This window comes from Ochrobactrum sp. S1502_03 (assembly GCF_044435015.1).
Lineage (GTDB): Bacteria > Pseudomonadota > Alphaproteobacteria > Rhizobiales > Rhizobiaceae > Brucella > Brucella chromiisoli.
The window spans coordinates 119076-133488 of sequence record NZ_JAYEXN010000006.1 but is presented as its reverse complement, the minus strand read 5'-3'; the positions used below and the strand labels follow the sequence as shown (position 1 = coordinate 133488).

The following is a 14413-nucleotide window of genomic DNA, read 5'->3' as shown; positions in this document are numbered from 1 at the left end:
ACAAAAGTGAGGCAAGAGCCTCCCTTTTATCTTATCGAACCTGATCCAGCAGGCGCTTGCACTCTAGAAGATCAAAAAGCGCTTCCTGCAACAAGCCCCGGTTATCCTTGGATGGACGCTTACCATCGGCGCCGATCGGGCCATCCTCCTCACCTTTCAACAAGCCAAAAAGCTTGCGAGCCGGTTGCGGTGGTTTGATGCCATTTGGCAGCGCCATTTCATTATCAGCAGCGTTTTCCATCGCCTGCTTATCAGCCACCGCCTGTTTCTGGCGTGTGATCGCTTCAATGGCCTGCACATCGCCGTTGCCAAGCGCAATAATGAATTGCGCATTGTTTTCACGAAGCAGACGCTGCACGCCCTTGATCGTGTAACCCTGATCATAAAGCAGATGACGGATGCCCTTGAGCAGTTCCACATCAAGCGGACGATAATAGCGGCGTCCCCCACCCCGCTTCATGGGCTTGATCTGGGTAAAGCGTGTTTCCCAAAAACGTAACACATGCTGCGGAAGATCAAGATCCTCTGCAACTTCACTGATAGTCCTGAATGCATCAGGGCTTTTGTCCATCTGCTTGCCCTTTCCAGTGGTTTGGCTTTGCCGTTCAGCAAGCCTGCCAGCCCAGATAGTTCAAATGGCAATCGGCACATAACTCAGTGCCAGCCAAAATATCATAATAATTGGACGCGTTTAACATAAAATTGCTAAACGAAAAGCCCCAATTAATCGCTTCATTATATTAGAGAAACGAGTCACTCCATTTATCCATTATATAATAGAATAACTTTATAAGCACCTGTTCAAATATGACAGGAAGAAAGAGCATTTCCAGCAAAAGTGCGAAGCGGTTTTGCGCGGGATAATGCATGAAGACAAATAGATAGGGCCTTTCCGATGGTTCAATCAAAACAGGCAATGCTCTAAGACCGGGATCTTCAAAAACGAAAAAATCGCCCCGAAGAGCGATTTCATAAAAATTCTATTTTATCTTTTAAAACAGCTATTTCGCCGATTTTGCGCCGCGTTTCTGGTGTTCTTGCAGGATACGCTGCTTGAGAACATTTGATGCTTTGAATGTCATGACACGACGTGGGAGAATTGGAACTTCCTCACCGGTCTTCGGATTGCGCCCGATGCGTTCATTCTTGTCACGAACCTGAAATGTCGCAAAGGACGACAGTTTTACAGTTTCGCCGTTCACAATGGCATCACAGACTTCGTCGAGAATCATTTCGACCAAAGCTGCCGATTCTGTTCTGGACAAGCCTACCTTTCGGTAAACAGCCTCTGCCAGATCAGCGCGTGTGACCGTCTTACCTCCCATGACCGAACCTACCTGGTTAGCGTTTGAACAGATAATATCCTTAAGTGACAGGAGGTTACACAGATAAACGGCCTTCGGTCAAGCCGCGAGTTTCCTCGCGGCCTATCAAATTTCCAATTACCAGCGCAACAAAACCGCGCCCCAGGTAAATCCACCGCCCATTGCCTCCAGAAGAACGAGGTCGCCCTTCTTGATCCGGCCATCCGCAACCGCTGTTGCGAGCGCCAGCGGAACGGAAGCCGCAGAGGTATTTCCATGGATATCAACGGTGATCACCACCTTATCCTCGGCAATATTCAGCTTTTTCGCTGAAGCGTCGATGATGCGCTTGTTGGCCTGATGCGGCACAAACCAGTCAATATCGTCAGCTGTCAGGCCTGTTTCTGCAAAAGAAGCCTCAATCACATCGGTGATCATGCCCACGGCATGTTTAAAGACTTCGCGGCCCTCCATTCGCAGATGACCGACTGTCTGGGTCGTGGATGGACCACCATCGACAAACAGTTTCTCCTTGTGATTGCCATCGGATCGCAGGTTTGCAGTCAGAATACCACGATCAGACGTCAGCCCCTTGCCTTCGGATGCTTCAAGCACAAGTGCGCCTGCACCGTCACCAAACAACACACAGGTCGTGCGGTCATTCCAGTCGAGAATGCGCGAGAATGTTTCGGCACCAATCACCAGCACCCGCTTGGCCAGACCGCCACGGATATAAAGATCGGCCGTGGTTATGGCATAGATGAAGCCGCTGCAAACCGCCTGCAAGTCGAATGCGAATCCGGTCGTGATGCCAAGCTCACGCTGAATCTCCACTGCACTGGCCGGAAAAGTATGATTTGGGGTCGAAGTCGCAACAAGCACCAGATCGATATCGGATGGCTGAAGGCCTGCATTTTCCAATGCAGCACGTGCGGCATCTGCGCCCAATGATACGGTGGTTTCGCCCTCGCCTGCGATGTGGCGCTGGCGAATGCCTGTGCGCTGAACGATCCATTCGTCAGAGGTTTCTATAACGCCTTCAAAATCAGAATTTTTCATGATCCGCTTGGGGAGAGCAGAACCAATTCCTCTTACGACAGATCTTATCATCGTTTTTCCTGTCCTAGCCTGACTACAGCGAAACACACGTATGCTGGTCAAAATTAGTGCCCGTGTATTGGGGGGCCTTATTTACTTAGCTGCTTCCATTGCCGTCAGTAGACGCAGCGTGCGGATGACTATGATGGAAATGCGCCAGATCCGCTTCAATTTTTTGGAGAAGCTTGTTGCGCACCATGTCATAACCGACTTCAATTGCAGAACAAAATCCTTCTGCGGTCGCACCGCCATGGCTTTTAATGACAACGCCACTCATGCCAAGCAACACACCGCCATTGACTTTGTTCGGGTCCATTTTCTCGCGAACACGATCAAACGCACCTTTCGCAAAAATATATCCGATCTTGGCAAGGAGCGTTCTGGACATGGCCTGACGCAGCAAAGTTGCCGTCTGACGCGCAGTCCCTTCAGCGGTTTTGAGTGCAATATTGCCGGTAAAGCCTTCGGTCACGACCACATCGACTGTGCCCTTGCCAATGTCATTGCCTTCGACAAAGCCGGTATATTCCAGACCTGCCAAGGGGGTATCCCGCAAAATCTGCGCGGCTTCCTTGATCTCATCAAGGCCCTTGATCTCTTCAGTGCCAACGTTGAGCAGACCCACTGTTGGCTTACGAACCTCAAACAGCGCGCGCGCCATGCCAGCGCCCATGACGGCATAATCAACAAGCTGTCGCGCATCGGCACCAATCGTTGCGCCGACATCCAGCACAATGGTTTCGCCGCGCAGGCTTGGCCAGATGGCGGCGATTGCCGGGCGCTCGACATCGGAAAGCATACGCAGGCAGAATTTCGACATTGCCATCAGTGCACCGGTGTTTCCAGCGGAAACACAGACATCGGCATCGCCGGTTTTTACCGCTTCAATTGCCTGCCACATGGAAGACTTACCACGCCCCGAACGCAGCGCCTGACTTGGTTTGTCATCCATCTTGACCGCAACCTGACTGGCGCGAAATTCAGATGCAGCCTGAAGTTTCGGATACCGCGCAAGCACCGGTTCAACCTGTCCGGCAAGTCCAAAAAAGATAAACCGGGTATCAGGATGACGCTCAAGCGCCTTCGCCGCACCAGGGATGACCACTTCAGGGCCAAAATCACCGCCCATGGCGTCAATCGAAATTTTTATCACTCTTGATTATTCCTGTGCGATCCCTAGCCCAAACCTGCTTATACACGCAGAGGGCTTCTCCGCGAAAATAGTGTTTTTCCGGTCGCGCACAACCAGATTCTCTCAACCATCGGTTAAATCACGGCTTCTTAGACCATTCCGAGAGCTTTGCAAAAGGCGAATCAGGCTTATCTTCCTCACCCGTATCACCAAAAACGACTGGTTCAGCATCCACTGGCAGGCCCGGCTTGCGCGGATATGGATCCAGTGCCAGTTCAAAAAACTCTTCGGCAACCGCACCAATATCAATTTTATCGCCAACAAACGTCTCAGGAATATCTGCGCCATCCGCGTCGAGCAGCAATTCACCGCTCTCATCAAGCTGGACTTTGGCCAGACGCGAATCTTCGGGCACAAAAATCGTATCGACATCCTCCGAAACACTCGCATTGATTGGCTCGAGTGTCACACCGCAAGACTGAACGACTTCGGCTTTAATGGTACCGCGCAGGCGAACGCCCTTCTTTTTCCAAGGCGTCAGCAGAAACTCGGCATCAAAGGATTTAACCGCCTGAAGGCCGTGTTCAGATGCCAATGCGGCTCTTTCCTTATCATTGGTTCCAATGTTCACCGTCAAGCCCTTCGCGGGCAGATGAAGAACCGGAACGGGATAGCTCAGTGCCGGTTTATCAGTCATTCTCGTGTGCCTTTATTTCCATATCAGTTGACGTAAACGCCATTTTCTCCGCATCCATAAAGGATATGTCGCCCGCTGCCAAAGCCTGATCTTCGATTTTTTGAAGATCATCACGGCAGGCAAAGACATATTCACTCAAATAGTGAGATTGCGGCCATAATTCGAGATCGGGGCGAATATTTCGTGTCAAAGCAGCTGCGAGCGCATTCCTGTCATTGTCGTCGAGGGCCGTACCATAGGAGTTGACGCGCCCATAAAACATGCGTGCAAGCTTTTTCATGCGCTTTGGAACACCCTGATCACCGATTCCCAATTCGCGCAGGGAATGATCGACATCCTTGAAAAACTCGTCTGCAATGTCCTGCGCGAGCGGCATGAGCGGCGAATTTTCGCCCTTCATACGATGCAGGGCCAGAAAAATATGCACCGACAGCATCTCATAGCGCCCCAATGGCGTATCAGGCACCTGAAATTGTGCATAAAAACGTTTTTGCCGCGCCGCCGCCACGATCGTCTCGTAAACGCGAAGCACAACTGTCTCATTTGCCTTAGATTTGCGGCGAAATAGTCGAAGAATCATTATCGTACGACCGTACTTGTTGCATCCAGAAGCAAGGTGGTTTACCGAAGTTCACCCGACGGCGAAAGTGCCGCGCTGATATTGAATGTATGGAGAGGTCTTTGTTGCAGCGAATTTTCCCAAGCGCACGCACACAGCGTGCCCTTCTCGCAGGCACGGCAATTCTCTTTTCGGCGGCTCTTGCCGGTTGCAACACTGCATCCACGCTAAATCCGTCGGAAACGATCACAGAGGGTTACGTGCTTGATCCACAGGCGCTCGACTCGGTGCCGGTGGGCTCCAGTCGTGAACAGGTGCTTCTGGCACTTGGTACGCCATCGACGACGGCGACCTTCGACAATGAAGTGTTTTACTACATTTCGCAGAAGCGTTATCGTGCGGCGCAATTCATGAAGCCGAAGATTATTGACCGTCACATCCTTGCTATCTACTTCGACAAGGACGGCAAGGTCGATCATATCGCTAATTATGGTCTTCAGGATGGCAAGGTCTTTGATTTTGTCTCGCGCACCACGCCAACAGGCGGCAAGGATCAGACCTTTATCGGACAGATTATTCAGGGCGTTGCAAAAGCCCCGACATCGCTTCCGGGCGGCATGAGTGCGGGCGGCAATAATTAATCCTGCAAATTCATCGCTGGGGCATGTCCAACGAATCCATCAATTGCAGGAAATGCTCTTAAAGAAAAACCCGCCTAACGGCGGGTTTTTTAGTGTTTAAGCATCAAGCCGAATGCGCGAGCACTGCGAGCAGCAAGAGCGCCACAATGTTGGTGATCTTGATGGCCGGATTAACGGCTGGTCCGGCCGTATCCTTGTAAGGATCACCGACAGTATCACCCGTTACCGAAGCCTTATGCGCTTCCGATCCCTTCATGTGTTTGACACCATCAGCATCGGTAAAGCCGTCCTCAAAGCTCTTCTTGGCATTATCCCAGGCACCACCACCGGATGTCATGGAGATGGCCACAAACAAACCGTTGATGATGACGCCCAGAAGCGATGCGCCAAGTGCCGCGAAAGCAGCCGCTTTGGAGCCGGAAATCAGCAGCACGCCGAAATAGACGACAAGTGGGGCTAGAACCGGCAGGAGCGAAGGAATAATCATTTCGCGAATGGCAGCTTTGGTCAGAAGATCGACAGCCCGCGCATAATCAGGGCGATCCTGTCCCGTCATAATGCCCGGCTTTTCACGAAACTGGCGGCGCACTTCCTGCACCACCGCACTGCCCGCGCGACCGACAGCCGTCATCGCCATGCCGCCAAAGAGATAGGGAATAAGACCGCCAAAGATCAGACCGGCAACCACATAAGGATTGGAAAGCTCAAACGACACCGGCCCCATATTCGCAAAATATGGATAGGTTTGTCCGTTAGCGGCAAAATAAGCAAGATCATTGGAGTAGGCCGCAAAAAGCACCAGAGCACCGAGACCCGCCGATCCAATTGCATAGCCTTTGGTGACGGCCTTGGTCGTATTGCCAACAGCATCAAGCGCATCGGTCGATTTGCGCACTTCGGGATCCAGCCCCGCCATTTCCGCAATGCCGCCTGCATTATCCGTGACCGGACCGAAAGCATCAAGCGCCACGATCATGCCCGCGATGCCAAGCATGGCTGTAACAGCAATTGCCGTACCGAACAGACCTGCGAGCTGATATGTGCTGATGATACCACCCACAATCACAATTGCAGGCAGGGCAGTTGATTCGAGCGAAACAGCCAGCCCCTGAATAACATTGGTGCCGTGGCCGGTAACCGAAGCCTGTGCGATCGAGTTGACCGGGCGCTTGTTGGTGCCGGTATAATATTCGGTGATCACAACAATCAGTCCCGTCACAATCAGACCGATAATGCCACAGATAAACAGGTTGGTGCCGGTGATAGACATGCCTGCAACCACGCCGACCTCGCCCCAGCCAATTGTCAGCGTGTTGGCGACGGCAATACCCACGATGGAAAGCAGGCCTGTTGCAATCAACCCCTTGTAAAGCGCACCCATAATGGAGCCATTAACGCCGAGTTTAACGAAAAATGTGCCGGCAATCGACGTGATGACACAGGCACCGCAAATGGCCAGTGGATAGAGCATCACGCTTGAAAGCATATCCGAGCCAGCAAAGAAGATCGCGCCCAGAACCATCGTCGCAACAACTGTCACGGCATAGGTTTCGAACAAGTCCGCTGCCATGCCAGCGCAGTCACCGACATTATCACCAACATTGTCCGCTATGGTTGCCGGATTGCGTGGGTCATCTTCCGGGATACCTGCTTCGACCTTCCCAACCAGATCGCCGCCGACATCAGCACCCTTGGTGAAGATGCCGCCGCCAAGCCGCGCAAAGATTGAAATCAGCGAAGCGCCAAAGCCAAGTGCCACGAGGGCATCAATAACGGTGCGGTCGGAAGGCGCATAGCCCATCCAGACCGTCAGAATAAAATAATACACCGAGACGCCAAGCAGTGCGAGACCGGCGACAAGAAGACCTGTAATAGCGCCGGATTTGAATGCGAGTTCCAATCCTCCCGCAAGACTTAAGGAAGCTGCCTGCGCCGTGCGCACATTTGCACGCACAGAGACATGCATCCCTATGAAGCCAGTCAAGCCAGACAGGACGGCTCCGATGAGAAAGCCGATAGCGGCAGTGATCGACAGCAGATACCAGACTGCCAAAAAGACGACGATGCCAACAATGGCAATCGTGGTGTATTGTCGGGTAAGATAGGCTGATGCGCCTTCACGAATGGCACCAGCAATTTCCTGCATGCGCGCTGTGCCCTGATCCGCTGCCAGAACAGACCGCGTCGCCCATATGGCGAAAAGAACGGAAACTACACCACAGGCAATAACAAGAAGAAGAATTCCGATTCCCATTTAGGCCAACTCCCATTGAGTGCGCACCAGCTATAGACAGATCGCTCGCAATCAAGTTTGCAATTGCCTGCACACATTGGCGCATGAAAGGCCCGAAACCCCTCCCCGGACCTGGAATAGCGGCAAGGAAGAACCTGAAGCCGACCATTCACCGGGCTTCTTCGGCTTGTTCATCAGCTATTTATGCATTTGAGCATTCTCAATGCCGCGCACCCAACATGCGGAAGCCATCTTAAAAGGTCAAGCCGTAGTTTTTTGCATAACCACGCAAAAAGGCTACGAAAAATCGTAGCCTTTTTAATCAGCATTGCAGTGAGCGATACTTATCTGCCACGCGCCTTGGAACCGCGGCTTTCGCCGCGCAGTTCAAAGGCGAGACGATCCAACACGGCATTAACAAGCTTTGGCTCATCTTCGGTGTAGAAGGCTTTGGCAATATCCACATATTCCGAAACGATCACGGCAGTCGGCACATCCTTGCGGGTTTGCAATTCCCATGCACCGGCACGCAGAATGGCGCGCAGTGTCGAGTCGAGACGCGATAGCGGCCAATCTTCGGTCAGCGCCTGATGAATCATCGGGTCCAGCTTTAACTGGCTATCGACAACGCCTGCAACAATGGCACGGAACCATTGTGGATCAGCGTCGAGATACTGCGTACCATCGACTTCCTTGCCAAGTCGGTGCGCTTCATATTCCGCCACGACTTCCATGACGCCTGTGCCGGCGACATCCATCTGGTAAAGCGCCTGTACGGCTGCAAGACGTGCAACGCCACGCTTATTTGCAGTGCGCGGAAGATTTGGTGCCGAACGGCCTTCAGAAGAAGAAGTCATCGTATCAGGCTCCGAATTTCTTACGCAGTTCAATCATGGTGAGCGCAGCACGAGCCGCAAAGCCACCCTTGTCCTTGTCTTCACGACGCGCACGCACCCAGGCCTGCTCATCATTCTCAACGGTCAGAATGCCGTTGCCGATAGCAAGACCTTCTTCCACGGACAGATCGGTCAGCGCACGGCAGGATTCATTGGCAACAATATCAAAATGATAGGTTTCACCGCGAATAACCGTGCCAAGAGCCACATAACCATCGTAATAAGTGCCGCCATTTTCCGCGCCATCAAGTGCGAAAGAAATGGTCGCAGGCACTTCCAGTGCACCAGGCACTGTCACAACGTCATAGGTCGCGCCAGCCGCATCAAGAGCAGCCTTCGCGCCGTCCAGAAGCGCGTCGGACAGTTCCTCATAAAAACGCGCTTCAACAATGAGCAAATGCGGCGCGTGCGCCTCGTGCTTCGACATGAGAGACTCCATGGCAGAAATCGCGGACCGCAACACCTGCGGTCAACGCTGAATTCGAAAAATGCTGTTATAGCTTTAGAATGTAGGCTCTAAGCTTATTTCTGATATTGCGCAAGCCTTGCTGCATATCGCGCGAGCTGATCAATCTCAATATTGATCCTGTCGCCCACCTTGCGGTCGCCCCAGGTGGTCACTCCCAGCGAATGACGAATGAGCAGAACATCAAACTCGTTGCCATTGACACCGTTGACCGTCAGCGAGGTGCCATCAAGCGCGACCGAGCCCTTCTGTGCAATAAATGGTGCAAGCTCTTCCGATGCGCGAAGGGTGAAGCGTACAGCATCGCCCTCTTCCTTGCGTTCAACAATTTCTGCCTGTCCATCAATATGGCCGGAAACCAGATGACCGCCCATTTCATCGCCAAGCTTGAGCGAGCGCTCAAGATTGATGCGGGTGCCACTTCCCCAAGTGGAAATCGTGGTCAGACGCAACGCTTCTTCCCATGCCTCGACTTCAAACCAGCGGGCATTTGTGCCTTTTTCCGGCAGCGCCACAACGGTCAGGCACACACCAGAGCAGGCAATTGACGCACCAAGCTCTATTGTCTCAGGGTCATAGGCTGTTTCAATACGCAGCAAAACGCCTTCATTCAAAGGCTTGATACGATCCACTTTACCGATATCGGTGACAATCCCAGTAAACATCACGTTTTCCTTACATACTCGATACAGGCATCGTCGCCGTATTGCGTTTCGCGCAAAATTGTAAATTCATCATCGATATGGGATTGCAGACCTGTAACGGCAACCCCATGCATCGCGCCGATTTCTACAGGTGAATGGAACAGGATAAGCCGGTCTACCAGCTCTTCTTTCAGAAAATTCCTGGCAACATTGGCCCCGCCTTCAACCAGCACGGAAGAAATTCCCTCTGCTGCAAGATCGTCCATCAGCTCCGGTAAAGCGATACGACCTTCATGACTTTCCGCTGCAACAATGCGGCATCCGGCTGCCTGCATCTCATAGCGCCTTTCCGGCGCAACGTTTTCGCAACACGAAAGCCACAATGGAACGGCTTCCGAACTGCGAACAAGCCTTGAATCGAGCGGTAATTTCAATCCGCTGTCCAATATGAGGCGAATGGGTGAGCGTTGTTCCAATCCCGGAAGACGGCAATTGAGGATGGGATCATCAGCGATTGCCGTATCAACCCCGATGAGAATCACATCGGTCTGTGAACGCAGAATATGTGACTGGGCACGTGCAATCGGACCGGTAATCGTGACCTGCCCCTCGCCTTTTTTTCCGATAAAGCCATCGGCAGAAAGTGCAAGTTTCAGAATCACTTCCGGGCGTTTTTTAGAAGATCGATTCAGATAACCCGCCAGATCATCCGCCGCCTTGACCGACAGAACGCCCGGCACCACTTCAATGCCTGCTTCGCGCAATATGGCAAAGCCTTTTCCGCTCACTCTTTCATCAGGATCCGTAGCCGCAACGACCACGCGCGCGACACCTGCGCGCACCAGCGCTTCCGCACATGGCGGCGTGCGGCCATGATGCGCGCAAGGTTCCAGTGTGACATAGGCTGTAGCGCCCCTTGCCGCTTCGCCTGCATCGGCCAGAGCCTGCGGCTCGGCATGAGGACGGCCACCAAGTGCCGTGATACCGCGTCCGACGATGATACCGTCCTTGACAATGATCGTACCGACTGACGGGTTTGTGCCGGTCAGCCCCTTGTTGCGGCGTGCAAGGCGGATCGTCGCCTCCATGAAGCGAACATCATCCGGCGTGACATTTGCATGCGGAAATTCCACTCGGCTCATCTTATGCGTCCGGATCGCCATCAGTTTCAGCTACAGTCAGTTCGTCGATGACATTGTGGAAATCAACAGCCTTGCTGAAATTGCGATAGACGGAAGCAAAGCGGATATAGGCGATATCATCGACACCCTTGAGCGCGTCCATTGCGAGACGTCCAATTTCATCTGATGTCACTTCCGCTTCACCCGAGCTTTCAAGCTGACGCACGATGCCAGAAATTGCACGCTCAACACGCTCTTCATCCACGTGGCGCTTACGCAGCGCTACATCGATGGAACGGGCAAGCTTCTCACGATCAAATGGCACCCTGCGACCGCTTTTCTTGACGACCATCAGCTCGCGGAGCTGCACGCGCTCAAATGTCGTAAATCGCCCACCACAGACCGAACACACACGACGCCTGCGAATAACAGCGCCGTCTTCCGCCGGGCGGGAATCCTTCACCTGCGTATCTTCAGACTGGCAATAGGGACAACGCATGGCACTCTTTCAACTGACTAAATGAAATGATTCCTGCAGATGATACCCCATCACGGCCATGCTGCCTAATACAGTCAAATACAAAAAAAGCCCCACTCAACAGGGTTGAGTGGGGCTTCATCAAAATTTGAACTCTTATCCCTGATAGCCGTACATCGGGAAGCGCTCGGTCAGAGAAACCACCTTTTCCTTAACCGCTGCTTCAACCTTTGCATTGCCTTCATCGGAATTTGCAACCTTAAGACCATCGAGCACTTCCGCAATCAGCGAGCCGATTTCCTTGAATTCAGCCTTACCGAAACCACGGGTCGTACCAGCGGGTGTACCAAGACGAATACCCGATGTTACGAATGGCTTTTCCGGGTCGAATGGAATGCCGTTCTTGTTACAGGTGACGTTGGCACGGCCAAGAGCGGCTTCTGCACGCTTGCCGGTTGCATTCTTTGGACGCAGATCAACCAGCATCAGATGGTTGTCCGTACCACCGGAAACAATGTCGAGACCGTGAGACTTCAGTTCGTCCGACAATGCGCGTGCATTATCGACGACGTTCTGAGCGTAGACCTTGAATTCCGGCTTGAGTGCTTCTGCAAATGCAACAGCCTTACCAGCGATCACGTGCATCAGCGGGCCACCCTGAAGGCCAGGGAAAACAGCTGTGTTGAACTTTTTCGCCAGATCAGGATCATTGGTGAGGATCATACCGCCACGTGGACCGCGAAGCGACTTGTGAGTCGTCGTCGTGCAAACATGCGCGTGTGGTACGGGTGATGGATGAACACCGGCAGCAACAAGACCTGCGATATGTGCCATATCAACCATCAAATATGCGCCAACTTCGTCAGCGATTTCGCGGAAGCGTTTCCAATCCCAGACGCGGGAATAGGCTGTACCACCAGCGAGAATGAGCTTTGGTTTGTGTTCGCGTGCGAGGCGAGCGATTTCTTCCATATCCAGAAGATGATCTTCCTTACGGACACCATAAGAAACAACGTTGAACCACTTGCCGGACATGTTGACTGGTGAACCATGGGTCAGATGGCCACCGGAATTGAGGTCGAGGCCCATGAACGTGTCGCCCGGCTGCAGAAGCGCCAGAAACACGGCCTGATTCATCTGGCTACCGGAATTTGGCTGCACGTTGGCGAACTCTGCACCAAACAGCTTCTTCGCACGTTCGATTGCCAGTTCTTCTACGACGTCAACATACTGGCAGCCGCCATAATAGCGCTTGCCCGGATAGCCTTCGGCATATTTGTTGGTGAGGATGGAGCCCTGCGCTTCAAGAACCGCGCGCGAAACAATGTTTTCAGAAGCGATCAACTCGATTTCATGACGCTGACGACCAAGTTCGTTGCGGATCGCACCAAAAATATCGGCATCGATTTCTTCAAGAGTTGCGTTGAAAAAAGCGGTATTGGCTTGAGACATGTTTCACACCCTCCGGGATAGCCGGTCACACCTATAAGAGATGAGGCGCAGTATCACACTTCGACAGGCAAGGCCAATGGCCGTGATGCGAAAAGCATGTTCCAAAATGCGGCATGACGTAGCTTACGGCCAACGCTGCAACAAAAAAGCCGCCCGAAACAGGTTCGGGCGGCTTTCTTAAACGTGAATGCAACTTAAGTATCGGTGCCAAGTGCCAACGCAGTCGCACCGTCCATCTTATAAATGTCGTCGCGGAACTGCACCACGCCATCGCCTGTCGACCATGCGGTGATGTAGACGAAGTGCAACGGCACAGGATCGGTCAGCTGAATAGGCGTATTGACACCAGATGCAATCGTAGATTCGATGTTCTGGCGATCCCAGCCAGCCGTATTCTGCAACAGCCATACGTCAAGATCGCGGACATTCTGCACGCGGACACAGCCCGACGAATCGAAGCGCATGAGCTTGTTGAAATAGCTCTTCTGTGGCGTGTCATGCATATAAACGGCATATGGATTGGGGAAGTTAATCTTAGTCGAAGACATGGCATTGATCTTGCCTGGATCCTGACGAAACATCAGCTTCACGGCGTCATCAGTATTCCAATCCACAGTTTCCGGTGCAACTTCCTGACCCTGCGCATTGTAAAGACGAATCTTATTGTTCGCCAGATATTGCGGATTCTTCCGCATCAGCGGAATGATATCCTTCTGAATGATCGACTTTGGTGCCGTCCAATAAGGATTAAGAATAACTTCGTGGATTTTGGAATTCAGGATCGGTGTCTGACGGTCGATCTTGCCAACAATCGCTGTGTGGCGCTGCGCAACACTGCCATTTTCAACGGCTTCAATACGCGCTGCCGGAATATTGACCATCACGAAGCGCTGTTCGGTCTGGCTTGCACCCGCCATGCTCGACAGGCGCTGAAGATTGGTCTGCAACTGGCCGAGGCGCGTGTTGGCGTCCACATTCATCGCAGCATAGGTGAATTGGCCCATCACGCCATCGGCTGGCAGGCCATGACGCGACTGGAAGCGCTTGACCGCTGCATCGACATAGGTGTCATATGCGCTGGAAACGCCTGCTTCGCGCGGAAGGTCACCGGAAATAATAAGGCGCTGACGCAGAGCCTGCACCGAGGGATCCGTGACGCCAAGCTGTAGCTTTGCACTGCCCGGCACCTGCGGCCAGCCTCCCCGACCTGCAATATCTGCATATTGAGCGATGGCAGACTGAAGATCACCAACAGTCTGCGGGCTGATAACCGGCTGATTGGTGGCAACTTTCTGACCGCCCGTCGCACGCGCATCGAACTGGTCATCCCAGTTACCGCGACGCGGTGCGGCAAGAATATCGTTTAAAGCCTGTTGTTGTGCGAAAGCAGCAGGAACCATGGCCGAAGCAGCCGCAGTCAGACCGGCAGTTGCTGCGCCACGCAAAAAGCTGCGGCGACTTGCATTCAAAGCATCGGTATTCTTGTCGGTTTTGGTCATGTTCTTTGTCCCAAGAAGCTAATCAGTTTAATCCGGACACGTGTATCCGAAAACAACCCCAGATAATGCGCTGTAAAGATCGGCTAGAGCAGTTCCTGTTTTGACTGAACCATTAAACATGCTCTATGTGTTTGTTTTCAGGCATTACCCCACGCAAAACCGCTTCGCACTTTTGCTGGAAATGCTCTAAAAG

The 14413-nt window shown here is 52.6% G+C and carries 15 protein-coding genes; 1 reads left to right on the top strand and 14 read right to left on the bottom strand.

Features of this window, described 5'->3' with window-relative positions; translation table 11 throughout:
* Nucleotides 1–31 precede the first annotated feature (31 nt).
* The 6 genes from VBH83_RS07145 to VBH83_RS07120 all read right to left on the bottom strand — a co-directional run bounded on the left by VBH83_RS07145 (nucleotide 32) and on the right by VBH83_RS07120 (nucleotide 4811).
* Nucleotides 32–571 carry a MerR family transcriptional regulator gene (locus tag VBH83_RS07145; RefSeq protein ID WP_265983392.1) on the bottom strand — a complete coding sequence of 180 codons (540 nt, stop codon included), beginning with the start codon at nucleotides 569–571 and terminating at the stop codon, nucleotides 32–34.
* 430 nt (nucleotides 572–1001) lie between these two features.
* A complete protein-coding gene (locus tag VBH83_RS07140; RefSeq protein ID WP_265983391.1) occupies nucleotides 1002–1325 on the bottom strand; it encodes an integration host factor subunit alpha in 324 nt (107 codons plus the stop codon).
* 117 nt (nucleotides 1326–1442) lie between these two features.
* Nucleotides 1443–2414 (bottom strand): beta-ketoacyl-ACP synthase III, encoded by a 972-nt coding sequence (locus VBH83_RS07135; protein WP_265983390.1) that lies wholly within the window; start codon nucleotides 2412–2414, stop codon nucleotides 1443–1445.
* Nucleotides 2415–2499: 85 nt separating this feature from the next.
* Nucleotides 2500–3555: a phosphate acyltransferase PlsX gene (plsX, locus tag VBH83_RS07130; protein ID WP_265983389.1), complete on the bottom strand. Its 1056-nt coding sequence runs from the start codon at nucleotides 3553–3555 to the stop codon at nucleotides 2500–2502.
* 118 nt (nucleotides 3556–3673) lie between these two features.
* The gene (locus tag VBH83_RS07125; RefSeq protein WP_265983388.1) at nucleotides 3674–4231 is read right to left on the bottom strand and encodes a DUF177 domain-containing protein; all 558 of its coding nucleotides are present in this window, start codon (nucleotides 4229–4231) and stop codon (nucleotides 3674–3676) included.
* Complete coding sequence (locus VBH83_RS07120) at nucleotides 4224–4811, bottom strand: ubiquinol-cytochrome C chaperone family protein (protein ID WP_265983387.1); 588 nt, start codon at nucleotides 4809–4811, stop codon at nucleotides 4224–4226. The genes VBH83_RS07125 and VBH83_RS07120 overlap by 8 nt, the downstream gene beginning before the upstream one ends.
* A 101-nt stretch (nucleotides 4812–4912) precedes the next feature.
* Between VBH83_RS07120 and VBH83_RS07115 the strand changes: the two genes are divergently transcribed.
* Complete coding sequence (locus VBH83_RS07115) at nucleotides 4913–5431, top strand: outer membrane protein assembly factor BamE (protein ID WP_265983386.1); 519 nt, start codon at nucleotides 4913–4915, stop codon at nucleotides 5429–5431.
* 103 nt (nucleotides 5432–5534) lie between these two features.
* Here VBH83_RS07115 and VBH83_RS07110 read toward each other — a convergent pair whose 3' ends face one another.
* The 8 genes from VBH83_RS07110 to VBH83_RS07075 all read right to left on the bottom strand — a co-directional run bounded on the left by VBH83_RS07110 (nucleotide 5535) and on the right by VBH83_RS07075 (nucleotide 14220).
* Complete coding sequence (locus tag VBH83_RS07110; protein ID WP_265983385.1) at nucleotides 5535–7685, bottom strand: sodium-translocating pyrophosphatase; 2151 nt, start codon at nucleotides 7683–7685, stop codon at nucleotides 5535–5537.
* 323 nt (nucleotides 7686–8008) lie between these two features.
* Complete coding sequence (gene nusB / locus VBH83_RS07105; RefSeq protein WP_265983384.1) at nucleotides 8009–8521, bottom strand: transcription antitermination factor NusB; 513 nt, start codon at nucleotides 8519–8521, stop codon at nucleotides 8009–8011.
* Nucleotides 8522–8525: 4 nt separating this feature from the next.
* Nucleotides 8526–8987, bottom strand: a complete 462-nt coding sequence (locus VBH83_RS07100) for a 6,7-dimethyl-8-ribityllumazine synthase (protein ID WP_265983383.1) — start codon at nucleotides 8985–8987, stop codon at nucleotides 8526–8528.
* 95 nt (nucleotides 8988–9082) lie between these two features.
* Nucleotides 9083–9691 (bottom strand): riboflavin synthase, encoded by a 609-nt coding sequence (locus VBH83_RS07095; RefSeq protein ID WP_265983382.1) that lies wholly within the window; start codon nucleotides 9689–9691, stop codon nucleotides 9083–9085.
* Nucleotides 9691–10812 carry a bifunctional diaminohydroxyphosphoribosylaminopyrimidine deaminase/5-amino-6-(5-phosphoribosylamino)uracil reductase RibD gene (gene ribD, locus VBH83_RS07090; RefSeq protein WP_265983381.1) on the bottom strand — a complete coding sequence of 374 codons (1122 nt, stop codon included), beginning with the start codon at nucleotides 10810–10812 and terminating at the stop codon, nucleotides 9691–9693. Before ribD ends, VBH83_RS07095 begins: the two co-directional genes overlap by 1 nt.
* Before the next feature lies 1 nt (nucleotide 10813).
* On the bottom strand, nucleotides 10814–11290 hold the full coding sequence (nrdR, locus tag VBH83_RS07085) for a transcriptional regulator NrdR (protein ID WP_265983380.1): 477 nt from the start codon (nucleotides 11288–11290) through the stop codon (nucleotides 10814–10816).
* Nucleotides 11291–11425: 135 nt separating this feature from the next.
* Nucleotides 11426–12721, bottom strand: coding sequence for a serine hydroxymethyltransferase (gene glyA / locus VBH83_RS07080; RefSeq protein WP_265983379.1), 1296 nt, complete (start codon nucleotides 12719–12721; stop codon nucleotides 11426–11428).
* Nucleotides 12722–12915: 194 nt separating this feature from the next.
* A complete protein-coding gene (locus VBH83_RS07075) occupies nucleotides 12916–14220 on the bottom strand; it encodes a murein L,D-transpeptidase (RefSeq protein ID WP_396996933.1) in 1305 nt (434 codons plus the stop codon).
* Nucleotides 14221–14413: the final 193 nt, after the last annotated feature.

Bases quoted from the DNA above. Each gene is read 5' to 3' on its own strand.
- VBH83_RS07075 (WP_396996933.1), bottom strand. From the start codon at position 14,220: ATGACCAAAACCGACAAGAATACCGATGCTTTGAATGCAAGTCGCCGC.
- VBH83_RS07110 (WP_265983385.1), bottom strand. From the start codon at position 7,685: ATGGGAATCGGAATTCTTCTTCTTGTTATTGCCTGTGGTGTAGTTTCC.
- VBH83_RS07145 (WP_265983392.1), bottom strand. From the start codon at position 571: ATGGACAAAAGCCCTGATGCATTCAGGACTATCAGTGAAGTTGCAGAG.
- glyA (WP_265983379.1), bottom strand. From the start codon at position 12,721: ATGTCTCAAGCCAATACCGCTTTTTTCAACGCAACTCTTGAAGAAATC.
- VBH83_RS07140 (WP_265983391.1), bottom strand. From the start codon at position 1,325: ATGGGAGGTAAGACGGTCACACGCGCTGATCTGGCAGAGGCTGTTTAC.
- ribD (WP_265983381.1), bottom strand. From the start codon at position 10,812: ATGAGCCGAGTGGAATTTCCGCATGCAAATGTCACGCCGGATGATGTT.
- VBH83_RS07125 (WP_265983388.1), bottom strand. From the start codon at position 4,231: ATGACTGATAAACCGGCACTGAGCTATCCCGTTCCGGTTCTTCATCTG.
- nusB (WP_265983384.1), bottom strand. From the start codon at position 8,521: ATGACTTCTTCTTCTGAAGGCCGTTCGGCACCAAATCTTCCGCGCACT.
- VBH83_RS07095 (WP_265983382.1), bottom strand. From the start codon at position 9,691: ATGTTTACTGGGATTGTCACCGATATCGGTAAAGTGGATCGTATCAAG.
- VBH83_RS07100 (WP_265983383.1), bottom strand. From the start codon at position 8,987: ATGTCGAAGCACGAGGCGCACGCGCCGCATTTGCTCATTGTTGAAGCG.
- nrdR (WP_265983380.1), bottom strand. From the start codon at position 11,290: ATGCGTTGTCCCTATTGCCAGTCTGAAGATACGCAGGTGAAGGATTCC.
- VBH83_RS07120 (WP_265983387.1), bottom strand. From the start codon at position 4,811: ATGATTCTTCGACTATTTCGCCGCAAATCTAAGGCAAATGAGACAGTT.
- VBH83_RS07135 (WP_265983390.1), bottom strand. From the start codon at position 2,414: ATGATAAGATCTGTCGTAAGAGGAATTGGTTCTGCTCTCCCCAAGCGG.